Origin of the sequence: Salinicola sp. CR57 (assembly GCF_003206585.1) — a bacterium.
GTDB lineage: Bacteria > Pseudomonadota > Gammaproteobacteria > Pseudomonadales > Halomonadaceae > Salinicola > Salinicola lusitanus.
Map to the genome: position 1 here is coordinate 22,937 of NZ_PZJL01000003.1, position 24,393 is coordinate 47,329.

The following is a 24,393-nucleotide window of genomic DNA, read 5'->3' on the forward strand; positions in this document are numbered from 1 at the left end:
TTTTGGCGACGGGATGACCGCCGCAACCGGCCGGCAAGCTACCGGCAACGCGCCCGACATCACGGCCGGGCGCCAGTAATCGATAACGAACGAGTCACAAGGACGATCAAGACCGATGACCACGACGGCGCTGGAACAAGAACTCAAGGAGATGATCATCGAGACCCTGGAGCTCGAGGACGTCACACCGGAAGACATCGATCCCAACGAACCGCTGTTCGTCGAAGGTCTGGGCCTCGACTCCATCGACGCCCTGGAACTGGGCCTCGCGCTACAGAAGCGTTACGGCATCACGCTGGAATCCGAGGCGGAATCCTCCCGCCAGCATTTCGCCAATCTGAAGAGTTTGGCGGCCCTGGTCGAATCGCGTCGCCAGAAATGACGGCGGCGGCGCCCTCGTGATCACCTCGACTCCCACCCACGGTCGCAGCCGGCTGCTCTGGCTGGCAGTAGGTATCATCGGCCTTGTCTGGCCTTTGGTGGTGCACTGGCTGTTGCCGCACTACGGTGCCTGGCCACTGCTGGTGGTGCTGGCCGCCGCGGCCTGGTGGCGACTGCCGCCGACGCAACGGCGCTGGGGATGGGGTCTGTTGCCGCTGGTTGTCCTGCTGATGGCGACCGGCAGCGCAGAACTCGGCCTGCGACTATGGCCGGTGGTGGTCAACGTGGCTCTGCTGCTGGTCTTTTCCCACGGCCTGCGTCATCCGCCGACGCTGATCGAACGGTTCGCTCGTCGGCAGGAACCCGATCTGCCGCCTCACGCCGTGCGCTACACCCGGCGAGTGACCCAGGCCTGGTGCGTCTTCTTTTCCCTCAACGGTGCCATTGCCCTGTTCACCGCGATTTTTGCCGACCTCGAGGTCTGGGCCTGGTACAACGGCGGCATCGTCTACGCCCTGATGCTGGCCATGTTCCTGGGGGAGTGGTGCTTGCGCCAGCGGGTCAAAAGACGAGCGGAAGCAGCCATGAAATCTCAAGACAAGGCGTCCCATGACGTTTCGTAGACTCGCCGACCGGCCATGGCGTGACCGCGCGACGACGGACGCCATCGCCTGGATCCCACCGGAAGCGGACACGCCATCGCGCTGGTTGACCGCGCCCGAATGGCATGCGCGTATCGGGGCATGGCAGCAGCGCCTGCTCGAGACGCCCAACACGAGTGAAAGCTGGCGCCTGTTCGAGCCGGACCCGATCGAATTCAGTGCCGCCCTGATCGCGATCTGGGAGCGCGGCGATCGCGTCGTGCTCCCGGCAGACAACCAACCGAAGACGCTATCGGCGCTGGACGAGGCGGGTGTGGCGCTGGGGCCCACCGAGCCAGGTCGCAAGAGCGGGCGGACGGGAAGCCCCCCTGACCACCCGCCCCAGTGGCACTCACGCCCGCTACCCGATATCGCCGTCTCGCTCTACACGTCCGGCTCCAGCGGCGAGCCACAGCGGCTGGACAAACGTTTCGACCAGCTGGATGCCGAACTCGCCACCCAGGCCTCGCTCTGGCCGCTGTCGGGCAGACTGGTCGTCAGCCAGGTCAGTCATCAGCACATCTACGGCCTGCTGTTCTCGATCCTGCGCCCGCTATGCGAAAACAGCCCCTTCTCGGCCCGACCCTGTCGTTACCCGGAAACCCTCTACACCTGGTTGCAGTACTGCCAGGAGACCGGCAAGCGGATGATTCTCGTCAGTGCGCCACCGGCGCTTTCCCGGCTCCCGGAAGCGCTCGACTGGGAACCGGTCAGCGCGGCGCTGGCAACGATCTATAGCTCGGGAGCGCCGCTCTCCAAGGACGCCAGCGACCGGGTCCACGAACGCCTCGGCCAACCCGTTCACGAGGTGTACGGCAGTTCCGAGACCGGCGGCATCGCTTGGCGCGTCCAGCAGCAAGCCCCCGACTGGACCGCGCTGCCCGGCGTCGAGGTGAGCCACGACGAAGACCATCGTCTATGGCTGCGCTCGCGTCACCTGGAAACCCCGGACCAGTGGCAACGTCAGGCCGATCTTATCGCGCGGACGCAACAGGGCTTCGAACTGCTGGGGCGCGCCGACCGGATCGTCAAGATCGGTGGCAAGCGGATCTCGCTGGCGACCATGGACCGGGCCCTGAGCGCGCTCCCCGGCGTCGAGCGGGCGCAGACCCTGACGTTGCAACGCCGCGATCTTCGCCTCGCTGCCATCGTTCAGCTCTCGCCGAACGATATCCCCCACGATCATCGCCAGCATCGCGATACGGTGAAGCGGCTGCGCCGGGAACTCGCCGCCCATTTCGAAACGCCGGTGCTACCTCGCTACTGGCGTTTCGTCGCCCCCTGGCCGACCAATAGTCAGGGCAAGTTGAGCGCGGATATCCGGCAGCGCCTGTTCCTCGATCTCGAGGACCGGCGCGCGCCGCGCTGGCTGGGTGAACGTCAGCACGAGAGCGGCTGGCGGATCACGCTGGAGGTCCCGGAGCATTGCGCCTATGTAGACGGCCACTTCGACGGCCAGCCGGTACTGCCCGGCATCGCCCTGGTGCACTGGGCGATGCAGCAGGCGCGCCGCCTGTTCACGTTGAATGGCGAGTTCGAAAGCCTCGAGCGGCTGCGATTCCCCCAGCCGCTACTGCCCGGCGACCGCTTCGAAATGACCCTCGACCACCGTCAGGGCGATGGGACCGAGAGCCTGCGCCTCGAATGCGAGAGCCAGCGCGGGAAACATGTGACGGGACGGGTCGCCCTGATCCATCGTCAAGCGCGGGAGAGTTGAAGAATGTCGCAAGAGAACAGCGCCCGCATCGCGGTCCTGGTGCCGGTCTACAATCACGCCGAGGCGGTCGGCCAGACCCTGGCGCGACTGGCGCTGCTGCAGCTGCCGGTCATCCTGGTCGATGACGGCAGCGACGCGCACTGTGCCGGGGTGCTGGATGCCCTAACAGAGACCGCGACGGTGGATCTGGTCAGGCTGCCCGTCAACCGGGGCAAGGGCGCGGCGATTCGGGCGGGCCTGGCACGAGCCGCCGAGCGCGGGCTGACCCACGTATTGCAGGTGGATGCGGATGGCCAGCACGAAGCGGCCGACCTGCCGCCCTTCGTCGAGGGGCTCCGCGCCGACGACGAGGTCCTGCGGCTCGGCTACCCGCGATTCGATGCCAGCGTGCCCCGGCACCGGTTCTATTCCCGCTACATCACCCATTCGCTGGTTTGGCTGGCGACGCTGTCGTTCGAGCTTCGCGACACCATGTGCGGGGTCAAGCTCTACCCCGTCGCCGCCGTCAACCGGCTGGTTGCCGAGCACCCCTGCGGCGATCGCATGGAGTTCGACAGCGAGCTTCCGGTACGCTGGCACTGGCAGGGCGGGCGCGTCGCCAACCTGCCCGTCCGGGTCCGCTATCCTCTCGACGGCGTCTCCCACTTCCGGCTGTGGCGGGACAACGTGCTGCTCGCCCGCATGCATCTGCGTCTGGTGCTCGGCATGCTCAGACGCCTCCCCGATCTCTTGAGCCGCCGCCAGGAACGACTCTCATGACCCCGATCAGCAGCAATCCCAATCACTGGTCGAGAATTCGCGAGACCGGCACCGCCGGCGGGGTTCGCGCCATGGTCTGGATCCGGCGCAAGTTGGGACGGCTACCGTTCCAGTTCATGCTGCTATTGGTGATCGTCTACTACTATATTGCCCACGGCCTTCATCGGCGTGCCTCCCATACCTACCTGACTCGGCTGTGGCGTCACCGCCACGGCCAGGCGCCCAGCCATCTGACCTGGCTGAGTCTGCGCCACTTCCGCAGTTTCGGGCAGAGCCTGATGGACAAGATCGACGCCTGGAGCGGCATCCCACCGGCACTCAGCTTCGAGGGCGATACGCGGGAGCGGTTTCGCCAGGCGGTCAAAAGCGGCCGTGGCGGCATCATGCTCGTCTCCCATGTCGGCAACATGGAGATCTGCACCGCCATGAGCGACATGCAGGAGGACTTCCGCGCGACCCTGCTGATGCACACACGCAACGCGCAGCAGTTCGACGAGGTCCTGGCGCGCTCGACCCACCGCGAGAACCCGCCCGAGATCATCGAGGTCAGCGAGATCACGCCATCGACGGCGATGAAGCTGGGGCGTCGAATCGCGGAAGGCGGGTTCGTGGTAATCGCCGCGGATCGTGTACCGATCAGCGATAGTGGACGCGCCCGCACGCTTCCCTTTCTGGGCCATCCGGCGCGTTTCCCGGAAGGCCCGTTCTGGCTGGCGAGCCTGCTGCGCTGCCCGGTCTACACCATCGGCTGCTTTCGCGAAGCCACCAGCTACCGTATCGACTTCGACCACTTCGACGATACCAGCGCGTTGAGCCGGCGGGACCGGACGGCATGGATAGAGGGAGCCATGGAACGCTACGTCGACTGGCTGACGCGGCAGTGCGAGAAGACCCCGCTGCAGTGGTTCAACTTCTTCCCCTTCTGGCTCGACTGCGAGGATGCCCACGCCGCCGAGCCCGACCAAGAGGACGAGCGCCCCGTCACCTGATCGGGCGATTCCAGACACGCGATATCCCGAGGACCCGACCATGCCGTTTCGTCGATGGTGGATCACCCTGCTGCTGCTGGTGCCGCTGAGCGCCCAGGCTTTCGATCTGGACGACCTGCAACGGCGGCTCGCCGCCACACCCTCGCTGGCGGGCAGCTTCGAGCAGCAGCGCGAACTGGCGGATCTCGACAGTTCGCTCTCCAGCCAGGGCACGTTCCTGTTCGAGCGTGGCAAGCGCGTCGTCTGGCAACTCGAAAAACCGGTCGAGGAGCGGATCGAGCTGACGCCGCAGGCGATAACCGATGGCAGCGGCGAGAACGCGCCTCCCGGAGGCGAGCAGGTCGCCCAGCTGTTCCTGCAGCTGCTGGAGGGCGACTGGCAGGCGCTGGAGTCCCGCTTCACGCTGGCGCTGTCCGGTGACCAGGATGACTGGCAGGTCGCCTTGACCCCGAGAGAGCCCGCGCTGCGCGAGCGCATCGCCGAAATCACGCTGCGGGGTTCCGACACCATCGATCATCTCGACATGCGCACCCCCGACGGCGACCGGCTGAAGGTCCGGCTATTCGACCAGCACCCGCTGAACGATTCATGACCGGCAGCAGCTACCGTCGACTCGGCTGGCTCTGGCTCGCGGTGCTGGCGCTCTGTGCCATCTGGCTGGGCTGGATGCTGCGTCAGGGCCTACCCGCCGATACCGATCTCACCGCCCTGCTCCCGGCCGACCGGCAGGCGCCGCTGGTCGAGCAGGCGGACCGCGAGCTGGGGCGCGGTTTCGAGAATCGCTTCCTGCTGCTGCTCGGCGATGACGACCGCGTGGAGACGACGCAGGCGCTGGGCCAGGCGTTGCAGCGGCTGGTCGACGAGGGCCAGTTGGCCGGCATCGACTGGCGCGAGCTCGATCTGGCCGACGCCGATCCGCACGGCTGGATGGGGCAGTGGCGCTACCGCCTACTGACGCCGCGGTGGCAGCAGGCCATCGACGCCGATGGCGGCAGCGCGCTGATCGAGCCGGCGCTGCGCCGGCTGTTCTCGCCGACGGCGCGACCCGAGCCCGTCGCCGACCCCTTCGGACTGCTCGATGCCTGGCTGTCACGCCTTCCACGCAGCCCGATCGGCGCCGCCGACGGCCTGCTGACGCTGGATGCCGAGGGGCGGCAGTGGAGCGTGCTGATCGGCGAGTTGAAAGGTTCCCCCTATGAGCTGCCGATGCAGAATGCCCTGCATGCCACGCTCGAACGATTTCAACAGCAGCATCCCGACGCGCAACTGCTGCGTTCCGGGCTGGTATTCCACGCCGCCGCCGGGGCCCGTCAGGCGAAGCGGGAGATGTCCACCATCGGCGCCGCCTCCCTGCTCGGGGTGGTGCTGATCATCGGTTTCGTCTTCCGCTCGCCTCGGGTGTTGCTGCAACTTATGCTGCCCCTGGTGGCCGGTTCGCTGTTCGCGTTGACGTTGACGCTGGGCATTTTCGGCCGTTTGCACCTGCTGACCCTGGCGTTCGGTGCCAGCCTGATCGGCATCGCCGTCGACTATGTGCTGCACCTGCAGTGTGATCGCGTCATCGACGGCAGGCAATTCCGGCTTCGTCGGCTGATGCCGAGCCTGACCCTTGGCCTGATCTCGAGTGTCATCGCCTATGTGGCCCAGGCCCTGACCCCGATGCCGGGATTACGCCAGATGGCAGCGTTCGCCGCCTTCGGACTGATCGGCGCCTGGCTCACCGTGGTACTGTGGCTGCCCCGCTTCACGCTCCACGCCAGCCCTTTTACCGCCAGCCTGGCGACACGCTGGTGGCGGCTATGCCAGCCTCGCCGGCGCCTGTCGCCGTGGCTCGCCCTGGCCGGCGCGCTGGTGCTGGTGACCATCTGCGCCCTGCGCCTGACCAGCGATGACAGTCTGGAACTGCTCAATCCCTCGCCGGCGGCGCTGATGCACGACGAGCAGCGTGTCCAACAGCTGCTCGACCGCGACACCGGCAGCCGCTATTTCCTGGTTCAGGCCTCGGATACCCAGGCGCTGCTGGCCCGGCTTGAAACATTGGACGGAGCGCTCGACCGAGCCATTGCCGACGGGCTCCGGATCGAGTACCAGTCGCTGGCCGGCTCGGTCCCGACGCTGACCGAGCAGCAGGCCAACCTGGCCCGGGTACGCAAGCTCTACGGCCCCCCGCTGGACGCACTGGTCGAACGGGCTGGCTTGCCGGCGAACGTCGCCGACCAGGCGCGAGCACGCCTGGACCAGGCGCCACCCTTGACCCTGGCCGAATGGCTCGAGACACCGATTGGCTCGCTCCAGCAGCGCCTGTGGCTGGGCGAGACGGGTGACGGCGAGGTGGCCGCCACCGTGGTGATCTCCGGCGAGCGCGATGACCGCACCAGCGCGGCCCTGGCGACCCTCGCCGACACGTTGCCGGAAGTGAAGTACGTCGACCGCGTCAGTCGCATCGGCGGCCTGCTCGGCGAACTCCGCCGCCACACCGCCATCTGGGTGATAACGGCCATGGCGTTGATGACGCTGGCACTGCTGTGGCGTTATCGACGTCACGCCTGGCGTGTGGTGGTACCGCCCTTCGGCGCCACGCTCATCGTGTTGACCGCCTTCGCCGTCGGCGGCGTCCCACTCAATATCTTCAACCAATTGGGCCTGCTGCTGATCTTGGGAATCGGGCTGGATGCCGGTATCTTCAACGTGGAGCATGCTCGCAAGCCGGCTGCGTGGCTGGCGATCACGCTATCGACGCTCACCAGCCTGCTGGCTTTCGGCATGCTGGCCTTCAGCGCCACACCCGCGCTGCACTATCTCGGCCTGACCTGCCTGATCGGCCTGGCCAGCGTCTGGGCACTGGTCCCGTGGGTACGCCCGGAAACTGGCCATTCGACGACATCACCACGGGAGAGCGAACATGTCTGAAGCCGACCACGAGGTCATCGTGATTGGCGCCGGCCCCGCCGGTGCCGCGATCGCGGCACAGCTGGCCGCCCGCGGCCGTCGCGTCCTGGTGGTCGAGCGCAGCCATTTTCCGCGCTTTTCCATCGGCGAGAGCCTGCTGCCGCAGTGCATGAGCCATCTCGAAGAGGCCGGCCTCCTCGAGGCCGTCCAGGCCGCCGGCTATCAGCCCAAGAACGGTGCCGCGTTCACCCGCGGCGGCGAGAGCACGACGATCGACTTCCGCGAGAAATTCACGCCGGGCTGGGGCTCGACCTTCCAGGTCGAGCGCGCCGACTTCGATCATCGGCTGATCGAGGCTGCCCGGGCGAAAGGCGCAGAGGTCGAATTCGGCATCACCGTCACCGCCTTCCGCGCCGATCCCGATCGACCCGAGGTCGATGTCGTCGATGAATCGGGCAATGCCCGCACCCTGACCGCCCGCTTCGTCGTCGACGCCAGCGGCTACGGCCGCGTGCTGGCCCGGCTCGAGGAGCTCGAGCGCGACGCCCGCCAGATCCCCCGCACCGCGCTGTTCACCCATGTCGAAGCGTGCCCGGTGGAGCCGAGCCATGATCGCGAGAAGATCCTCATCGGCGTTCATCCCGACGATGCCGGCATCTGGTACTGGCTGATTCCCTTCCGCGACCAGCGCGCTTCGGTGGGCGTGGTCGGCCAGACGGCGAGAATAGACGCCTACGGCCACTCGCCCGAGACACGCTGGCAGGCGCTGATCGACGCCGAACCCCGTTTCCGCCAGCTCCTGGAGGGGGCGCGGCCGACCCGCCCGGTCGGCGAGCTCCGCGGATATTCCGCCGATGTCACCCGGCTGCACGGCGTCGGTCATGTGCTGCTGGGCAACGCTGGCGAGTTCCTGGACCCGGTGTTCTCTTCCGGTGTCACCATTGCGCTGAAATCCGCGAGTCTGGCGGCACCGCTGGTGGATCGCCAGCTGGCCGGCGAGACGATCGACTGGCAGGGCCAGTTCGAGCAGCCGCTGCGCGAGGGCGTCGAGACATTTCGCGCCTTCGTCGATGCGTGGTACGACGGCCGACTCCAGACGATCATCTTCCACGCCGACGCGCCCCGCGACATCAAGGAGCGCATCAGTGCCATTCTGGCCGGCTACGCCTGGGACCGTCGCAACCCGTTCGCCACCGACTCGGCCCGGCATATCGACACGCTGGCCGCCATCTGCGAGAGCCAGGCGGCATCGAGGGCGCCGGGGACCGGGACGGCCAATGCGCGTCAGCCGGATCCCGGCCTGTCGCCGGAGACCGAACGATGAGGCGCATCTTTCCCCTGCTGCCACTGTGCCTGGCGTTCGCCCTGTCCGCCTGCAGCTTGAGTCCGCCGGTGTCGCCGCCGCCGCCACTGGCCGCCGCCACCACGACCGACACGCTGAAGAGCCAGCTCACCTTCGAACCGGATGAGGGCGAAGCCCGGACCTTGATCGCGTTCATCCGGATCGATCCGGAGCACCTGCGTGCGGTGCTGGTGACTCCCTACGGCCAGCGCCTGACGACGCTGGTTCGCGACGCCGACGGCGCCCGCTTCGAGGCGGGCGATGCGCCGGGCGAACCCTCGCTGCCGATACCGCCAGAATGGCTGGCATCCCGTCTGGAGTGGAGCCTGTGGCCTCGCGACGCCTTGCACGAGGCCTTCGCGGGAAGCGCCTGGCAGGTCGTCGACAGCGCGGCGAGTCGCGACATCACCTACCGGGGGCGATTGATCGCCCGCATCACGCCGGTGCCGGCGCACGATCGCGCCGAGACACTGATGCTGGACGACCGCCAGGGCCACTACCGCTTGACGATCGCCCCGATGCAGGAGAACGGTGATTCATGAGTGCTTCTTCTTGCCGCCTGTCCCGCCCCGGCGTGGTCTGCTCGCTGGGCGACGATCTGGACACGATCGGCCGCGCCCTGTTCTCGGGCCAGCGCGGCCTGACCACCAGCGACGTCTTCACCCCGGGCCGTCCGCTGCCGCTAGGACAGGTCGCCAGTGAACTCCCCGGCGACAGCCACTGGCCCAAGGACCATCGCAGCCGCAATAACCGGCTACTGGCGCTCGCCCTGGCTCGCCTTGGCGACGAACTGGAAGCCCTGTTGTCCGCGGTGCCGGGAGATCGCATCGGGGTGGTCATCGGCAGCAGTACGTCCGGCATCGGCGAGACCGAGGGGGCATTGGCGACGAGCGGCCGAGAGGGCCCGCTGCCGGAGGATTTCGCTTACGCGCGCCAGGAGCTGGGGGCGCCGGCGCGCTTCCTCGCGGAGCGTCTGGGTATCACCGGCCCCTGCTACACCCTGTCGACGGCCTGCAGCTCCAGCGCCAGAGCGCTGGCCAGCGCCAGGCGCCTGCTCAAGAGTGGCCAGTGCGATGCGGTGATCGCCGGCGGCGCCGATAGCCTGTGTCGTCTCACGGTCAATGGATTCCTGAGCCTGGAAGCCGTCAGCGACAATCCCTGTCAGCCCTTCTCCCGGCATCGCGACGGAATCAATCTCGGCGAAGCGGCGGCCCTGTTCGTGGTAACGCCCGAGAGCGGCGGTATCCAGCTCGCCGGCGTTGGCGAGAGCGTCGACGCTCACCACATCTCCGCCCCCCGCCCGGATGGCAGTGGCGCAGCGGAAGCGATGCGCCAGGCGCTGGCGATGGCCGGGCTCGACGCGTCCGAGATCGACTACCTCAACCTGCACGGCACCGGCACGGCGCTCAACGACAGCATGGAGGCCGCGGCCGTGACGATGCTGTTTCCCACCCCGCCGGCCTGCAGTTCGACCAAGGGATTGACGGGACACACGCTTGGCGCCGCGGGGGCCCTGGAAGCCGCTTTCTGCTGGCTGGCACTCGCCCAGGGGCGGTTGCCGGCACACCGTTTCGACGGCACCTACGATCCAGAGCTTCCTCCGCTCCCCCTGGTGACGACCGGGGCAACACCAGAACGCCGGCCGCGCCGGGCGCTGAGCAACAGCTTCGCCTTCGGCGGCAACAATGCCAGCCTGCTACTGACGCTGGACCATCCAACCGAATGACGAGACGCGAAGACGGAGAGCGATTGCCATCTTGAATCCATCCATTGCGGCTAGCCTGCCCTGCGCCGTCGAGCCCTTGATACCGCACGCCAGGCGCATGTGCCTGCTGACCCGGCTGATCGCCGCCAGCGACGATGGCGCCACCGCCGAGACGTGGACGCGGCACGACGACCTGTTCGCCGAGACCGACGGCATCCCCGCCTGGGTCGGGGTCGAATGGCTGGCCCAGACCGTTGCCGCCTGGGCCGGCTTTCGAGCCTCCGGCTCGACCGCCACACCGGCGCCCGGACTGCTGCTCGGGGCCAAACGTTACCGGGCCCGGGTCCCCGTCTTCGCCTTCGATCAGCGAATTCAGGTAACGATCACCGTCGACTTCGTCGCCGACAACGGCGTTACCCAGGTCAGCGGCGAGTTGCGCCGGGCCGGGAGCGACGAACCGCCGCTGGCTCACGGCAGCCTGACGCTCTATCGCCCCGATTCGATGCCGACACCGGGCGACGCCTGAACTCCCGACTCACCCATTCGCCGTTCTGCTACCGAGGCTTCATGGAACATCAACATCCCGAGACGATTCTGGTCACCGGCGCCAATCGCGGCATCGGCAAGGCGATCGCCACACGCCTGGCCCTCGACGGCTTCGACCTGGTACTGCACTGCCGCCGCCCGGGCGACGATATCGAGGCGGTCCGGGCCGGAATCGAAGCCGAGGGCCGCCGCGCCCGCGTGATCCATTTCGACGTGACGGCGCGGGAGACGGTCCAGGCAGTGCTGGAGGCGGACATCACCGAACACGGCTGCTATTACGGCGTGATCTGCAACGCTGGCATCACCGCGGACCGGCCTTTCCCGGCCCTCGCGGGCGAGGAGTGGGATAGCGTGCTGCGGACCAACCTCGACGGTTTCTACAATGTCCTGCATCCGCTGGTCATGCCGATGATCCAGCGTCGCCAGCCCGGTCGTATCGTGGCGCTCTCGTCGATGTCCGGATTGACGGGCAACCGCGGCCAGGTCAACTACAGCGCCGCCAAGGCGGGGATCATCGGCGCCAGCAAGGCGCTCGCCGTCGAGCTGGCCAAGCGTCGGATCACGGTCAATTGCGTTGCACCGGGCTGGATCGAGACCGAGATGACCGAAGCGCTGCCGAAGGAGGAGGTTCGCAAGCTGATCCCCATGCAGCGCACCGGATCGGCCGAAGAGGTCGCCGGCACCGTCAGCTTCCTGTGCTCGCGGGACGCCGGCTACATCACCCGCCAGGTGATCGCGGTAAATGGCGGCATGATCTAAGCGCGGCCAGGGCGCTACTTTAGCGTGCGCTCAAGGAACAGCGATCCCGTGCCGATAAAGCGCCATGGCGGCAATGACTCTCCCTGATTGGACATCGGCATGAAATCCGGCATTTCCATCGCCCTGATCATCATCGTGCTACTGGCGCTGGCCGCAGGCGGCGTGCTGGCCAGCGAACTCCGCTGGCCACTGCCGGCCGAGGCGTTGGCGCCGCTGGGCATCTATCTGCTGACCCTGGTGCTGGCCGGCTGGCTCTGCGTGCAGTTGGTGGTCCTGGTCAGAGGGCTGACTCGCCAGCAGCAGGCGCTGATCGAAAGCCAGGACGCGGTTCGGCGCCAACTGGAAGCGGCGGAGCTGTCGCAGCTGATGGGGCAGTTCGTGCAGCACGCCGAGGCGCTGCTCGACAAGGAGAGCCTCGACCCCAACAAGCGTAGCGTGATGCGCTGCCTGGCGATCGATGCGCTGCGCGGCAACCGTGGCCGCGGCGACGTCAATTACACCCGCCTGGCCAGGCTCTTCGAGTGGCTCGATGCCGAGGCCGAACGACACCAGAACGACACTCACCGGTTACAGCTGATGCTGCCCACGCTGATGCAGTACGCCGAGATCGCCTGGCAGCTGTGCCAGGTCGGCGAGAGCCAGGCGGACCGGCTGTCGCGCTTTCTGCAACACCAGCCGGCGCCGCCCTCCCGCGACGACGCCTGACCGCCGCGCTACTTGATCGCGGCTGTCAGGGTGATCTCCACCCGCAACGCCTGGGCCGGCATCGGTGCCGTGATGCAGGTACGCGCTGGTGCATGCCCCTCGGGAACCCAGGCATCCCAGACTGAATTCATCGCCGCGAAATCGTCTCCGTCAGCCAGGTAGATGGTGGCGGAAAGGAGATGCTCCCGATCCGAACCGATCTCTTCCAGCAGCGCCTCGACGCGGGAGAGCATGCTCAACGTCTGGGCGGTGATATCTCCCTCACGGGCTTCGGGGCCCGCCACCTGGCCGCAGAGATAGGCGACGCCGTTGTGGATCACCGCCCGGCTCATGCGGGTCTGCGGATCGTGGCGCTGGATGGTCATGGAATCACTCCTGTCGAGGCGGCGGGTAGCGCCGCCAGTGGCAATGAATGCACCACGGCGGCGGTGATGCGTCGTGGTGGTCGGTCAGCGGAGTATAAGCGTTGCGGTCCGCGCGTGTCGCAGCATGGCGGTGGTGGTGCTGCCGACCAGTAGATGACGAATCCGCGAGTGGCCGTAGGCCCCCATGATCGTCAGGTCGACCCCTTGGCGGTCCGCGTAGTCGGCGAGCACTTCGTCCACGTCCCCCGCCAGGATAGCGCCCTGGGCCTCGACCTGCCCCTGCCGCAGCCGCTCCAGCGCCCACTCGAGCTGGGCCCGCTGGTCGTCGGTACCGGCGCCGATCATGACCACGTGGCAGACCAGGCCATTGAGCAGCGGGCTGGCGGCGATCATCTCGACCCCCTTGCGGGTCGTCCGGCCGCCGTCGAACGCCAGCAATAGCCTCGAGGGCGGCTGGAACTCCGGCGGGGTCACCAGAATCGGGGTGTGCAGAGTGCGCACGACCCGTTCGAGATTGCTGCCCAGGTGCTCGAGGGCTTCGTCGGCGGATTCGCCGCGCTTGCCCAGTACGACCAGGCGTGTCTGGGACTCGCGTTCCATCAGCGACTCGAGCAGTTCGCCGTGTCGCAGCGCGATCGAAACCGTGGTCCCCGGCGCCAGGCGCTCGGCCTGGGCCCGTGCCGACTCGAGCAACTCGCGGCCATGCTGCTGGGCAATCTTGGCGCGCCGCTCGTCGAGTTCGGTGAGCTGCTCGCGCAGATGCTCACGACTGCCGAGCCCGATCTGCCCACTGGCATCGGTGACGCCAGGACTTGGCGCTCTGCTCAGCACATGCATCAACTCGAGCGGCGCGCCGATGCGCTCGGCGGCCCAGGCAGCCGCGGCGCAGACCGCAAAAGCGTGGCGGGAGTCGTCGATGCAGGCCAGAACCTGACGTTCACTCATGGGATGCTCCTTTCAGCCATTCTCTTCTCGGTCGATGAGGGAAAGCGGGCCGGTTCGGCTCAAGGGGTCAATGCCCCATCAGCTTTTCCACCGCATCCGGCTTGTCATGTACTCCGAAACGATCTACCAGGGTGGCGCTGGCCTGGTTCATGCCCACCACTTCGACCTCGGCACCCTCGCGACGGAACTTGATCACCACGTTGTCCAGTGCCTCGACCGCCGTGATATCCCAGAAGTGGGCACGGGAGACATCGATCGTCACGCGCTCGACCGCCTCCTTGAAATCGAATCCGGCATTGAAGCGGGTCGAAGAAGCGAAGAACACCTGGCCGACCACATCATAGTTGCGTGTCTTGCCGTCGTCGTCCATGCGACTCCCGATGTAGAGGATCTGCCCCACCTTGTTGGCGAAGAACAGCGACGCCAGCAGCACGCCGACCAGGACGCCGATCGCCAGGTTGTGAGTCGTGACCACCACGGCCACGGTGGCCAGCATGACGATGTTGGTCGACATCGGATGACGGCGCAGATTGACCACCGACTCCCAGCTGAACGTGCCGATCGAGACCATGATCATTACTGCCACCAGCGCAGCCATGGGGATCTGCGAGACCCAGTCGCCGAGGAAGACCACCAGGATCAACAGGAAAGCGCCGGCGATCAGCGTCGACAACCGCGTGCGCCCGCCGGACTTCACGTTGATCACCGACTGGCCAATCATGGCGCAGCCGGCCATGCCGCCGAGCAGGCCGGAGAAGATGTTGGCGACGCCCTGGCCCTTGCACTCCCGATTCTTGTCACTGGAGGTATCGGTCAGCTCGTCGACGATCGTCGCGGTCATCATCGACTCCAGCAGTCCGACCACGGCGATGCCCAGTGAATACGGCAGGATGATCATCAGGGTGTCGAGATTGAGCGGCACATCGGGCCACAGGAAGACGGGCAGGGAGTCGGGCAGCTCGCCCATGTCGCCCACGGTACGGATGTCCATGCCGCTGACCATATAGACGATCGTCAGCACCACGATGCAGACCAGCGGCGACGGCAGCATTCTGCCGATGACCGGCAGGTAGGGAAACAGGTAGATGATACCGAGCCCGGCGGCGGTCATGGCATAGACGTGCCAGGTGACGTTGGTCAGCTCCGGCAGCTGGGCCATGAAGATCAGGATGGCCAGCGCGTTGACGAACCCCGTCACCACCGAACGCGACACGAAGCGCATCAACTCGCCCAGGCGCAGGTAGCCGAACACGATCTGGATCACCCCGGTCAGCAGCGTCGCCGCCAGCAGGTATTCGAGGCCGTGATCGCGAACCAGGGTCACCATCAGCAGCGCGGTGGCGCCGGTGGCGGCGGAGATCATCCCCGGCCGGCCCCCGGTGAAGGCGATCACCACGGCGATCGAGAACGAGGCGTAGAGGCCGATCTTGGGATCGACGCCGGCGATGATCGAGAACGCGATCGCCTCCGGTATCAGCGCCATGGCAACCACGGTGCCGGCGAGCACGTCGGCGCGGACGTTGGATAGCCAGTGTTTTCTGATCAGCTCAAGCATGGGTAGTTCTCTGTCATGAGCCACGTTGGGCGGCCAGGGACCTCGCCTGCACGTCTCGAAAAGACGAACCTTCAGTGGTCGACATCCATCATCGGGGACATCGGACACAGGGCGCTGTCGGCCGACCGCCACGCATTCGCGGCGAATCTTTGAGTGGGATAGGAGCAACGAAACGATGCCATCAACCGACCATGAGGGTCGGGACAGCCAAAGGGGTGCCGAGGGCACGCCGGGACGGGGGCGTAACGCTAGGGCGGCGTCATACCGGCGATGGTGTTGGCAAAAAGGGCTTGCATGGAGTCGGACCCTGTCGAGCGCGGCAGGCGCGTCGTTGAATGATCGATCGTCTCGAGGCGCAGGAGTCTACCACTTGCGTCGAACAGTTCCCAGCCGCGATCCACGGAGTAGAATCGCCACTGTCGGCTTCGAGGCCTCAGCGGTTGTGCGCTTCCAGAAACCGCTGCATCGCTTCGACAGTGGCATCGCTGCAGTGGTGCTCGATCCCCTCGGAATCGGCCTCGGCCACGTGGGGCGGCACCCCGAGCGCCAACAGGGTCGACAGGACCAGTTGGTGGCGGGCCTCGACCTTCTCGGCCAGTTCGCTCCCCTTCACGGTGAGGAAGACGCCGCGATAGGGGCGCGCCTCGGCGAGGCCGTCACGCTTGAGCCTGGCGATCACCTTGGAAACGGCAGCGGCACTGACACCGAAACGCTCGGCCAGGTCACTGGCCCGGGCCTCGCCGTGATCGCGATGAAGCTGAGCGATCTCCTCCACGTAGTCTTCCACCAGCTCCTGCTGATGGTCGAGGCGCGTGCGCTCGAAACGGGCATAACGTGGACGTGGCGTTACTGGCATGATGTTCTCATCGACGGGCTGAAGTGATGGGCGGCGAGAGTCTGTCGGGCGCTTGCGCGCGCGTCCCCTGAGAGCCTACAGCAACTCGAAGGCCAACACATAACCATTCAGCAAGATGATGATCGCGGCGATGACGCATCCCAGTGCTGTCACCCAGCCACGGCTGGTCAGATTCCCCATCACCCGGTGCTGTGCGGTGAAGTGGATCAGGGGAACCAGCGCGAAGGGTATCCCGAAGCTCAACACGACCTGGCTGGCGACGAGCACCTGCTGCTCCGGGAATCCCAGCATGATCACCGCGATCGCCGGCAGCATGGTCAACAGGCGCCGCAGCCACATCGGAATGGTGAAGCCGACGAACCCCTGCATCACCACCTGCCCCGCCATCGTGCCGACGATCGACGAGGAGAGCCCCGCCATCAGCAAGGTGAAACCGAACAGGGTGCTGGCCAGGTCCCGGTTCATCAGTGGCGCCAGCAATTGATAGCTCTGCTCGATCGACGCGATGCCGGTCCGGCCGTTATCGAAGAAGACCGCCGCCGCCAGTGCCAGCATCGACAGGTTGATGATCCCGGCGACCCCCATGCCGATGATCACGTCCCAGCGGTAGTAGCGCATCGCGCGGCGGCGCTGTTCGTCGCTGTGGGTCGCCACCCGGCGCTGGGAGAGCGACGAGTGAAGATAGATGACATGCGGCATCACGGTCGCGCCGAGGATGCCTGCGGCCAGGAACACCGCGTAGCCATCCGGGAACTGAGGCAACAGCAAGCCCTGCAGCGCCGGCGCGGCGTCGGGCCGCCCCATGACGATCTGGATCACGAACCCTGCCGCCACCGCCATCAGCATGCTGCCGATGATGATCTCGAGCAGGCGGAAACCGAATCGCTGCATGTAGAGCGCCGCATAGGTGATCGCCCCGGTGAGCAGTGCCCCCTCGAGCATCGACATACCGAACAGCAGGTTGAAGGCCAGTGCGGCACCAAGGAATTCCGCCAGGTCGGTGGCGATCGCCACCAGCTCGGCCTGGACCCAGTAGAACCACACCAGCGGCCGCGGATAGCGCTCTCGGATCATCTCCGCCAGATTCTTGCCCGTCGCCAGGCCGAGGCGAACCGACAGCGTCTGGATCAGCATCGCCATCAGGTTGGCCCACAGCACGACCCACAGCAGGACGTAGCCGTAGCGTGAACCCGCTTCGATGTTGGTGGCGAAGTTGCCCGGATCGATGTAGGCCACCGCCGCGATCATGGCGGGGCCGAAGAACGGCAGAAAGCGAGACAGCGCCGATCGACGGCGGCCGCCGACTTGCACTGCCTCGCTCCCGTTGCGGGACTCGATAACGCTGTCGGACACGATGGAACCCTGGAATTCGTCAACGAACCGGCGCGATTACGCCCCGGTTATCAATTTAAACCTTGGTTGACAAGATATACCCGGGTTACCGCTGTCGCAATGGTAAGTAGCCATGAGTTTTCAATCGCGCCGATTGAGGGGACCGAATCTCGATGCCCAAGCACGGCTAGCGCCACTGCAGGATCGGCCAGCCGCGGGCGTTGGCGGTCTCCCGCAGACGGGTATCCGGCTGGGTGGCGTGGGGGTGATCGACGAATTCCAGCAGCGGCAGGTCGTTGTAGGAGTCGCTGTAGCCCCAGGTCTCCCAGCCTTCGGCAAAGCCGGTGTCGTGGGCGTCGAGCCACTGGGCGAAGGCGTCGAGCTTGCCGCGCTGGTAGGTCTGGATGCCGGTGGGCTCGCCGGTGAAACGCTCGCTGGCATCCAGCTCGGGCAGCGTGGCCAGCGCCCCGTCGGCCCTGACGGCGTCGGCGATGGGTCCGACCAGGTGATGCATCGAGGCGGAGATCACCAGGATGGCATGGCCATCCCGGCTATGCTGCTGCAGCCGTTCCACCCCGGGCTGCATCAGCCGCGGGCGGACCGAAGACTCGACGAACGCCTCGACCTGCTCGCGAACGCTCTGGCGCGAGCGGCCAACGAGCGGCGCCAGCGTGAAACGCAGATGATCGGTCATGTTCAGCGTGCCGGCATGGTACTGCTCGTCGTGGGCACGCATCTGGGCCAGCAGGCTGTCGCCATCGGCGACCCAGCCACACGCGATGATCCACTCCAGCCAGAGGTGGGTGCAATCGCCGTCGAGCAGGGTGTCGTCGAGATCGAAGATGGCCAGGGCGGACGGCGGGCGTGACGGAAGAGGTCGTGACGTAGCCAAGCGTGACTCCGGTTCAATCGGCTGAGGATGACGTCAGGATACACGCTGGCGCCGCGACGGACAGCGTCCGCCAGCGTCGATCAATCGTCCTTCTTCGGGGCGGCCGCGCCGGAGAATCCCCTCATCGTCTTGAACGCTTCCATGATGTCCATCGGCAGCGGAAAGACGATGGTGGAGGCGTTCTTGTTGCTCATGTCGCTCATGGTCTGGAGGTAACGCAGCTGCAGCGCCGCCGGATTGCGCGACATGATGTCGGCCGCCTCGACCAGCTTCTCGGCCGCCTGCTGCTCGCCCTCGGCGTGGATCACCTTGGCGCGGCGCTCGCGCTCGGCCTCGGCCTGACGGGCGATCGCCCGAATCATGCTTTCGTCGAGATCGACATGCTTGATCTCGACGTTGGCGACCTTGATCCCCCAGGCCTCGGTCTGGGTATCGATGATCTCCTGGATATCGTCGTTGAGCTTGTCGCGTTCGGAGAGCATCTCGTCGAGATCGTGCTTGCCCAGCACCGAGCGCAGCGTGGTCTGCGCCAGCTGGCTGGTGGCGTTGACGTAGTTCTCGACCTGGATGATCGCCTTCTGCGGATCGACGACGCGGAAATAGAGCACCGCATTGACGCGCACGGTGACGTTGTCCTGCGAGATGACGTCCTGCTCCGGCACGTCCATGGTGATCACGCGCAGGTCGACCACCTGCATCTTCTGGACCACCGGAATCAGGAAGAACAGCCCCGGCCCCTTGACGTCCTGGAAGCGCCCCAGGAAGAACACCACCCCACGGCGATACTCCGGCAGGATCCGGACCGACGCCAGCAGCAGCAGAATCAGCAGTACCACGGGTACCAGATAGGCGAACATCATCTCGTCTCCTTCCTGCAGGATAGCCTTCCGCCCCATCCTGGCGACGGGCGTGGGGCCTCGGTTTCAGTTCGATGTCGGCGGGCACGCGACGCCGGTCGGTTCGACGCTGACGGTCAATCCGTCCAGTGCCGTCACCCGCAGCTTGTCACCCTTGTGAATTCGGGCCTCCCCGCGGGCCCGCCAGCGCTCGCCATGCAGCAGCACCTTTCCGCGCCCGGCGGCAAAGTCCCCCAGCGCCACCGCCTCGGCCCCGATCAGCTCCTCGCGACCGGTCAACGGGATCCGCCGGCGCACCCCCATCAGGCGTATCACGCCCCACAGCAGGAAACCGGCCGCCACCAGCGCCGTGCCGCCGATCAACGGCCACGCCACGGCACTGTTGGCCCCCTCCATCAACAGGATGGAACCGATCACGAAGGCGGCGATACCGCCCACGCCGAGCGCCCCGAAGCTGGGCAGGAAGGCTTCGCCGACGATCATCACCAGGCCGAGCAGGACCAGCCCCAGCCCCGCCAGATCGATCGACAACACCTGAAAGGCGAACAGCCCCAGCAGCAGGCTGATGGCACCAACCACACCCGGAACGATCGTGCCGGGACTGGCGAGTTCGAACACCAGCCCGTAGAAGCCAATCAGCAGCAGCCCGTAGGCGATGGTGGGATTGGCAATGAACGACAGCAGCGAGGTGCGCCAGTCCGGCAGTTCCCGAACGACCTCGATACCCTCGGTGGAGAGCGTGCGCGTGCCGTTTTCCAGCGTCACCCGCCGGCCGTCCAACTGCGCCAGCAGGTCGTCGAGATCCGTGGCCACCAGATCGATGACGTTGCGATCCAGCGCCTCCCGCGCACCGAGGTTGGCCGCCTCGCGCACCGCCTGTTCGGCCCAGTCCGCGTTGCGTCCGTGGCGTTGCGCGTAGCCGCGGATGGTGGCCACGGCATCCTCGACCATTTTGCGGCGCATCGCCTCGTCGTTGGCATTTTCGCTAGCCGTATCTCCCAGCATCACCGGCGTGGCGGAGCCGAGATGAGTCCCCGGTGCCATCGCTGCTATCGGGCTCGCATATAGCAGATAGGTACCCGCACTGGCCGCTCGAGCCCCGCTCGGCGTGACGTAGATCGCGACTGGCACCTCGGAGACGAGTATGGACTGGGCCAGCCTGCGCATCGACTCGACCTGGCCGCCGGGCGTATCGAGTTCCACGACCAGGAGCGCGGCCCCCATCGACTCGGCCTGGCGAATACCGCGCTCGACGTAGTCCCGGGTTGCCGGATTGATGCTGTCATCGAGGGTGAGTACCAGCGCCCGCGAGGCGGAGGAAGCCTGCACCAGCGCCGCCATGGCCATCAGCCCGCCCACCAGCAGGCAGACGAGCCAACCAGCGCGGCGCTGACGACGCGTCGGGAATCCGCGAGTACCACCCGTCGAATGGAACATACCCGCAGCGTAGTCAGTTTCTCGTGTCGATGCCGTTAACCAGTAGTCGCGAGACTCAGGGCTGCAGCTTTCCCTCGCGCCTGAGCATCACCTCGAACTGGTCCGCCAACGCCTCCATGTCGGGAGCCATCATGTCGGGAGGATCTCCCCAGGGCTCGAACGGCAGCTTGGGATTGCGCTGGACCCACGCGGCGCGCAGCCCGGCATAGCGCGCGCCGATGATGTCGAAAGGATTGGCGGAGACCAGCCAGGTATTTTCGGGGCGGCTATGGGTACGCCGGCGCAAGTGCGCGTAGACGACGGCATCGGGCTTGAACCGTCGCACCTCCTCGACGCTGATGACGTCGTCGAACATCGCCAGCAGGCCGGCGTTGTCGAACAGCAGTTCGACGCTCTGGCGGCTGCCGTTGGAGAACGCCACGCAGCGCACGCCCAGCTTGCGGATGCGCTCGAGCGCGGCGGGAACTTCGCTGAAAGCGGGTAGGCGGCGATAAGCGGCCATCAGGCTCTGCTTGAACTCCTCGCCGAAGCGGGTACCCCACTCCTGATCGACCAGGTCCAGCGCTTCCCGTTTACACTGAGAGAAATCGGCGTAGGCGCCCATCAGCCCCCGACGGAAAGCGAATTCGAGCTGTTTGTCGCGCCAGCGATCGGCGAAGCGGGGCGCCTCATCGCCGAGCCGGGCGCGAAGCGTGGAAACCACGCCCTGAGTGTCCACCAGCGTCCCGTAGACATCGAAAGCCAGTACCGGTGTCTGCATGTATTGGATCCTTGGTCAAAGTGCTTCATGTCGTTTTTTTTGTCACCATGAGCTCATGGAATCGAAAAAACCCGAACAAAATCATTGTTCTATTTTGTAATCACCGAGTGACATTTCATGCGCCTGGACTACATGGGACCGTTTCCCGAACCCGTGGGTTTTCTGCTCATCCCGCGTTTCTCGATGATGGCGTTCTTCTCTGCGGTAGAGCCGCTGCGCATCGCCAACCGGCTTGCCGGTCGCGAGCTCTACCGGTGGTCGCTGATCAGCGAGGACGGCCGCCCGGTGACCGCCAGCAACGACATGACCCTGCTCGTCGACTGCGGCCTGGCCGATGCCCCCTCCCTGCCGACGCTGGCGGTGTGCGCGGGTTTCGAACCCGAACGTGATCTGCCGCGCCGACTCACCCAATGGCTGCACCGCCGGGCCAGTGAAGGCTGCCTGCTGGGCGGCATCGATACCGGCCCGCTGCTGCTGGCGGAAATGGGGTTGCTCGACGGTCACCGCCTGACGCTGCACTGGGAGAGCCTGCCGGCGTTTCGCGAGCGGTTCCCGACGCTGGAAGCGGTCGAGTCGCTGTTCGAGATCGACGCCCGCCGCTTCACCTGCGCCGGCGGTGCCGCGGCCATGGACATGACCCTGAGCATGATCGCCGGACGCCACGGCCAGGCGCTGGCCGACGACATTTCCGAGCAGTTGATTCACGCCCGCCTGCGCCCGCGCCAGGAGCACCAGCGCCTGCCGCTGGCGAAACGCCTCGGCACGCACCGCCGACCGCTGGTCGACGCCGTCGCGTTGATGGAACGTCACCTGGAACAGCCGCTGTCGATGACCACGGTGAGCGAACGGATCGGGCTCTCCATGCGCCAGCTCCAACGCCTGTTTCTCGACGAACTGGGACGGCGACCGCGGGACTACTACCTCGAACTGCGTCTGGATCGCGCGCGTCATCTGCTCGAGGAGACCGATCGCGATATTCTCAGTATTGGTCTGGCATGCGGCTTCGGCTCGGCCTCGAGCTTCTCCCGCGCCTATCGCCAGCAGTACGGGGCGCCTCCCAGCGCATCGCGGCGCCCCCACGGGCTTCCAGGGCCCCCTGCCAATCACGGCCAATAACCTCAATAAAATGGCGGTTAAGCGCAATCCCGGCGCCGGGTCATCCGCCACGCTGAGTCGATCCCCAGCAGCGATGCCTTCGGAGTCCCTCATGTCAGCCGCCTCGGATCCACGCTCACACGCCCTTCCCGCCACGCCCGACTTCGACGCCTGGCCGGTCGATCACGCCATCACCGGTCTCTCCCACGACGACCGGCAACTGACGATCACCTGGCAGGATGGCCGCAGGAGCCGCTACCACAGCATCTGGCTGCGCGAGAACGCCGCCGATGACAGCACGGTCAACCCGGCGACCCGGGAACGTATCCTCGATCTCTCCCGATTGGGGGCGTGGCCGACCCTCGGCGAAGCCCGCCTGGAAACCAGCGGCGCGGTCACGCTCGAGTTTCTGCCCGAGCGACGCCGCCTGTCGTTCCACCCCGGCTGGCTGCGCGCCCACGACTACGATAACGAGACCGCCACCGAAGCCCCGCTGGTGGCGACGACACACTGGCGTGGCGCCGAACGCAGCGAACCGACCACGCTCGACGCCAGCGGCTGGATGGACGTCGAACTCGACGCCTCCAGCACCGACCCGCTGCTGGAACAGGCGCTGGAGGCGGTCATCGGCGAAGGGTTGGTCAGACTGCGCAACCTGCCCGTCGAACCGGGCAGTCTCGATCTCATCGCACGCCGCATCGGCCCGCCACGACCGACCAACTTCGGCCACCTGTTCGACGTTCGCGCCAAGCCGGACCCGGACTCCAACGCCTACACCTCGATCGCCCTGCCGCCCCACGTCGACCTGCCGACGCGGGAGTACCAGCCGGGCCTGCAGCTGTTGCACTGCCTGGAGAACGATACCGTCGGCGGCGAGGCGGTGATGATGGACGGCTTCGCCGTGGCCGAGGCCCTGCGCGAGCGCCATCCCGAGCACTTCGCGACGCTCACCCGCGTGCGCTGGTGCTACGCCAATACCGCCAGGACCAGCGACTACGTCTGGTTCGATCCGATGATCAAGCTCGATGCCCGGGGCGAGTTCGATGAAGTCCGCATCGCGGATTTCCTGCGCGGCCCGCTGATGGCGCCATTCGACGACGTCGAGCCCGCCTATGCGGCGCTGATGGCACTGCAGCGGTTGCTGCGCGAGCCTGAGTTCGCGCTGCGCTTCAGCTACGCGCCCGGTGACCTGGTGATCTTCGACAACCGGCGCCTGCTGCATGCTCGCGACGCCTTCGACGTCAGCCAGGGCGGCCGTCGCTGGCTACAGGGGTGCTATCTGGAGCGCGACGAGGCCCGCTCCCGCCTGCGCATGCTGCAGCGTGCCCGGCGCCGGGAGCGAGTCGCCTCTTCGGTGGCGTCAGGAGCCTGACGCCGGCTAGCCCCGCCTGATGCCGATGCGCCGCCCGGCAGCGCTCGGCCACGCCTCTCCCGCGGCGGGCAGCGTCGTCAGCCCGGCGGCTACCGGCGCGGGGAACGGTGCCGGGCGTCCGCTGGCCACATCGATCCCCATCAGCATCTGCTCGCTGGTGGCGAGCACGTCGCCATCCATGTTGTTGAGCGTGAACAGCACGTGCAGACGCTTGGCATCGCTGTCGAGCAGCGTCAGTGTCACGCTCAGCCCCTCGCCGCGATGGGCCTGCTGGCGATAGCAGAGGTGGGTTTCGAGGGTGTAGATCGTATAGCCATGCTCGGCGCGACCCGCTTCGTCGAGACCGATGCGATCCATCAGCGCCTCCACCGCCAGCGAGAACACCCGGGCGTACTCGGCATCGTTCATGTGGCCGTTATAGTCGACCCAGGCATCCTCGACACGGGTATGAAACAGCGGCTCTTCCGGACTCGCGCTCATCAGATCCGTCTCAT

25 protein-coding genes are annotated in these 24,393 nt (G+C 66.5%); 15 read left to right on the plus strand and 10 right to left on the minus strand.

Translation table 11 applies throughout. The annotated features are described in order from the left end of the window. The first annotated feature begins 115 nt into the window (after positions 1-115). From DOM56_RS04285 to DOM56_RS04345, 13 genes are all read left to right on the plus strand, one after another. The gene (locus DOM56_RS04285) at positions 116-382 is read left to right on the plus strand and encodes a phosphopantetheine-binding protein (RefSeq protein WP_110707676.1); all 267 of its coding nucleotides are present in this window, start codon (positions 116-118) and stop codon (positions 380-382) included. 16 nt (positions 383-398) lie between these two features. Further along, on the plus strand, positions 399-1,004 hold the full coding sequence (locus tag DOM56_RS04290; RefSeq protein WP_232822172.1) for a hypothetical protein: 606 nt from the start codon (positions 399-401) through the stop codon (positions 1,002-1,004). After that, complete coding sequence (locus DOM56_RS04295; RefSeq protein ID WP_110707677.1) at positions 991-2,739, plus strand: AMP-binding protein; 1,749 nt, start codon at positions 991-993, stop codon at positions 2,737-2,739. Before DOM56_RS04290 ends, DOM56_RS04295 begins: the two co-directional genes overlap by 14 nt. Before the next feature lie 3 nt (positions 2,740-2,742). Further along, on the plus strand, positions 2,743-3,498 hold the full coding sequence (locus DOM56_RS04300) for a glycosyltransferase family 2 protein (RefSeq protein ID WP_110707678.1): 756 nt from the start codon (positions 2,743-2,745) through the stop codon (positions 3,496-3,498). Continuing rightward, on the plus strand, positions 3,495-4,487 hold the full coding sequence (locus DOM56_RS04305; RefSeq protein WP_110707679.1) for a glycosyl transferase: 993 nt from the start codon (positions 3,495-3,497) through the stop codon (positions 4,485-4,487). The genes DOM56_RS04300 and DOM56_RS04305 overlap by 4 nt, the downstream gene beginning before the upstream one ends. A 40-nt stretch (positions 4,488-4,527) precedes the next feature. Then, positions 4,528-5,079, plus strand: a complete 552-nt coding sequence (locus DOM56_RS04310; RefSeq protein ID WP_157958159.1) for an outer membrane lipoprotein carrier protein LolA — start codon at positions 4,528-4,530, stop codon at positions 5,077-5,079. Continuing rightward, the gene (locus DOM56_RS04315; protein ID WP_110707681.1) at positions 5,076-7,397 is read left to right on the plus strand and encodes a hypothetical protein; all 2,322 of its coding nucleotides are present in this window, start codon (positions 5,076-5,078) and stop codon (positions 7,395-7,397) included. The genes DOM56_RS04310 and DOM56_RS04315 overlap by 4 nt, the downstream gene beginning before the upstream one ends. Beyond that, a complete protein-coding gene (locus tag DOM56_RS04320) occupies positions 7,390-8,700 on the plus strand; it encodes an NAD(P)/FAD-dependent oxidoreductase (RefSeq protein WP_110707682.1) in 1,311 nt (436 codons plus the stop codon). The genes DOM56_RS04315 and DOM56_RS04320 overlap by 8 nt, the downstream gene beginning before the upstream one ends. Beyond that, positions 8,697-9,260, plus strand: a complete 564-nt coding sequence (locus DOM56_RS04325; protein WP_110707683.1) for a DUF3261 domain-containing protein — start codon at positions 8,697-8,699, stop codon at positions 9,258-9,260. Before DOM56_RS04320 ends, DOM56_RS04325 begins: the two co-directional genes overlap by 4 nt. Continuing rightward, positions 9,257-10,444 (plus strand): beta-ketoacyl-ACP synthase, encoded by a 1,188-nt coding sequence (locus tag DOM56_RS04330; protein WP_110707684.1) that lies wholly within the window; start codon positions 9,257-9,259, stop codon positions 10,442-10,444. Before DOM56_RS04325 ends, DOM56_RS04330 begins: the two co-directional genes overlap by 4 nt. Before the next feature lie 31 nt (positions 10,445-10,475). Further along, positions 10,476-10,949, plus strand: coding sequence for a hypothetical protein (locus DOM56_RS04335; RefSeq protein WP_157958160.1), 474 nt, complete (start codon positions 10,476-10,478; stop codon positions 10,947-10,949). 41 nt (positions 10,950-10,990) lie between these two features. Then, entirely contained in the window at positions 10,991-11,728 is a 738-nt protein-coding gene (gene fabG / locus DOM56_RS04340) for a 3-oxoacyl-ACP reductase FabG (protein WP_110707686.1), read from the plus strand. 99 nt (positions 11,729-11,827) lie between these two features. Then, a complete protein-coding gene (locus DOM56_RS04345) occupies positions 11,828-12,433 on the plus strand; it encodes a hypothetical protein (RefSeq protein ID WP_157958161.1) in 606 nt (201 codons plus the stop codon). 8 nt (positions 12,434-12,441) lie between these two features. Here the strand turns inward: DOM56_RS04345 and DOM56_RS04350 are convergent, their stop codons facing one another. The 9 genes from DOM56_RS04350 to DOM56_RS04390 form a co-directional block, all read right to left on the minus strand. Continuing rightward, the gene (locus DOM56_RS04350) at positions 12,442-12,798 is read right to left on the minus strand and encodes a RidA family protein (protein ID WP_110707687.1); all 357 of its coding nucleotides are present in this window, start codon (positions 12,796-12,798) and stop codon (positions 12,442-12,444) included. 84 nt (positions 12,799-12,882) lie between these two features. Then, the gene (locus tag DOM56_RS04355) at positions 12,883-13,743 is read right to left on the minus strand and encodes a universal stress protein (RefSeq protein WP_110707688.1); all 861 of its coding nucleotides are present in this window, start codon (positions 13,741-13,743) and stop codon (positions 12,883-12,885) included. Between the two features lie 67 nt (positions 13,744-13,810). Continuing rightward, positions 13,811-15,298, minus strand: coding sequence for a SulP family inorganic anion transporter (locus DOM56_RS04360; protein ID WP_110707689.1), 1,488 nt, complete (start codon positions 15,296-15,298; stop codon positions 13,811-13,813). A 433-nt stretch (positions 15,299-15,731) separates the two neighbouring features. Continuing rightward, on the minus strand, positions 15,732-16,154 hold the full coding sequence (gene mntR, locus DOM56_RS04365) for a manganese-binding transcriptional regulator MntR (RefSeq protein ID WP_110707690.1): 423 nt from the start codon (positions 16,152-16,154) through the stop codon (positions 15,732-15,734). A 75-nt stretch (positions 16,155-16,229) separates the two neighbouring features. After that, positions 16,230-17,507, minus strand: coding sequence for an Nramp family divalent metal transporter (locus tag DOM56_RS04370; protein WP_232822173.1), 1,278 nt, complete (start codon positions 17,505-17,507; stop codon positions 16,230-16,232). A 166-nt stretch (positions 17,508-17,673) separates the two neighbouring features. After that, positions 17,674-18,378 (minus strand): HAD-IB family hydrolase, encoded by a 705-nt coding sequence (locus tag DOM56_RS04375; RefSeq protein WP_157958162.1) that lies wholly within the window; start codon positions 18,376-18,378, stop codon positions 17,674-17,676. An 80-nt stretch (positions 18,379-18,458) separates the two neighbouring features. Continuing rightward, entirely contained in the window at positions 18,459-19,238 is a 780-nt protein-coding gene (locus DOM56_RS04380) for a slipin family protein (protein WP_110707692.1), read from the minus strand. Between the two features lie 63 nt (positions 19,239-19,301). After that, positions 19,302-20,672, minus strand: coding sequence for a nodulation protein NfeD (locus DOM56_RS04385; protein WP_110707693.1), 1,371 nt, complete (start codon positions 20,670-20,672; stop codon positions 19,302-19,304). A gap of 55 nt (positions 20,673-20,727) precedes the next feature. Beyond that, entirely contained in the window at positions 20,728-21,432 is a 705-nt protein-coding gene (locus tag DOM56_RS04390; RefSeq protein WP_110707694.1) for a haloacid dehalogenase type II, read from the minus strand. Between the two features lie 117 nt (positions 21,433-21,549). Here DOM56_RS04390 and DOM56_RS04395 point away from each other — a divergent pair, with 117 nt between their 5' ends. Beyond that, the gene (locus DOM56_RS04395; protein ID WP_110707695.1) at positions 21,550-22,548 is read left to right on the plus strand and encodes a GlxA family transcriptional regulator; all 999 of its coding nucleotides are present in this window, start codon (positions 21,550-21,552) and stop codon (positions 22,546-22,548) included. A gap of 91 nt (positions 22,549-22,639) precedes the next feature. Then, the gene (locus DOM56_RS04400; protein ID WP_110707696.1) at positions 22,640-23,899 is read left to right on the plus strand and encodes a TauD/TfdA family dioxygenase; all 1,260 of its coding nucleotides are present in this window, start codon (positions 22,640-22,642) and stop codon (positions 23,897-23,899) included. 6 nt (positions 23,900-23,905) lie between these two features. Here DOM56_RS04400 and DOM56_RS04405 read toward each other — a convergent pair whose 3' ends face one another. After that, entirely contained in the window at positions 23,906-24,379 is a 474-nt protein-coding gene (locus DOM56_RS04405; RefSeq protein WP_110707748.1) for a thioesterase family protein, read from the minus strand. Positions 24,380-24,393: the final 14 nt, after the last annotated feature.

What these genes read in the sequence shown, in the direction of transcription:
- DOM56_RS04285 (WP_110707676.1), top strand. Translation starts at nt 116, where the DNA reads ATGACCACGACGGCGCTGGAACAAGAACTCAAGGAGATGATCATCGAG.
- DOM56_RS04295 (WP_110707677.1), top strand. Translation starts at nt 991, where the DNA reads ATGACGTTTCGTAGACTCGCCGACCGGCCATGGCGTGACCGCGCGACG.
- DOM56_RS04300 (WP_110707678.1), top strand. Translation starts at nt 2,743, where the DNA reads ATGTCGCAAGAGAACAGCGCCCGCATCGCGGTCCTGGTGCCGGTCTAC.
- DOM56_RS04305 (WP_110707679.1), top strand. Translation starts at nt 3,495, where the DNA reads ATGACCCCGATCAGCAGCAATCCCAATCACTGGTCGAGAATTCGCGAG.
- DOM56_RS04310 (WP_157958159.1), top strand. Translation starts at nt 4,528, where the DNA reads ATGCCGTTTCGTCGATGGTGGATCACCCTGCTGCTGCTGGTGCCGCTG.
- DOM56_RS04315 (WP_110707681.1), top strand. Translation starts at nt 5,076, where the DNA reads ATGACCGGCAGCAGCTACCGTCGACTCGGCTGGCTCTGGCTCGCGGTG.
- DOM56_RS04320 (WP_110707682.1), top strand. Translation starts at nt 7,390, where the DNA reads ATGTCTGAAGCCGACCACGAGGTCATCGTGATTGGCGCCGGCCCCGCC.
- DOM56_RS04325 (WP_110707683.1), top strand. Translation starts at nt 8,697, where the DNA reads ATGAGGCGCATCTTTCCCCTGCTGCCACTGTGCCTGGCGTTCGCCCTG.
- DOM56_RS04330 (WP_110707684.1), top strand. Translation starts at nt 9,257, where the DNA reads ATGAGTGCTTCTTCTTGCCGCCTGTCCCGCCCCGGCGTGGTCTGCTCG.
- fabG (WP_110707686.1), top strand. Translation starts at nt 10,991, where the DNA reads ATGGAACATCAACATCCCGAGACGATTCTGGTCACCGGCGCCAATCGC.
- DOM56_RS04345 (WP_157958161.1), top strand. Translation starts at nt 11,828, where the DNA reads ATGAAATCCGGCATTTCCATCGCCCTGATCATCATCGTGCTACTGGCG.
- DOM56_RS04350 (WP_110707687.1), bottom strand. Translation starts at nt 12,798, where the DNA reads ATGACCATCCAGCGCCACGATCCGCAGACCCGCATGAGCCGGGCGGTG.
- DOM56_RS04355 (WP_110707688.1), bottom strand. Translation starts at nt 13,743, where the DNA reads ATGAGTGAACGTCAGGTTCTGGCCTGCATCGACGACTCCCGCCACGCT.
- DOM56_RS04360 (WP_110707689.1), bottom strand. Translation starts at nt 15,298, where the DNA reads ATGCTTGAGCTGATCAGAAAACACTGGCTATCCAACGTCCGCGCCGAC.
- mntR (WP_110707690.1), bottom strand. Translation starts at nt 16,154, where the DNA reads ATGCCAGTAACGCCACGTCCACGTTATGCCCGTTTCGAGCGCACGCGC.
- DOM56_RS04380 (WP_110707692.1), bottom strand. Translation starts at nt 19,238, where the DNA reads ATGATGTTCGCCTATCTGGTACCCGTGGTACTGCTGATTCTGCTGCTG.
- DOM56_RS04385 (WP_110707693.1), bottom strand. Translation starts at nt 20,672, where the DNA reads ATGTTCCATTCGACGGGTGGTACTCGCGGATTCCCGACGCGTCGTCAG.
- DOM56_RS04390 (WP_110707694.1), bottom strand. Translation starts at nt 21,432, where the DNA reads ATGCAGACACCGGTACTGGCTTTCGATGTCTACGGGACGCTGGTGGAC.
- DOM56_RS04395 (WP_110707695.1), top strand. Translation starts at nt 21,550, where the DNA reads ATGCGCCTGGACTACATGGGACCGTTTCCCGAACCCGTGGGTTTTCTG.
- DOM56_RS04400 (WP_110707696.1), top strand. Translation starts at nt 22,640, where the DNA reads ATGTCAGCCGCCTCGGATCCACGCTCACACGCCCTTCCCGCCACGCCC.
- DOM56_RS04405 (WP_110707748.1), bottom strand. Translation starts at nt 24,379, where the DNA reads ATGAGCGCGAGTCCGGAAGAGCCGCTGTTTCATACCCGTGTCGAGGAT.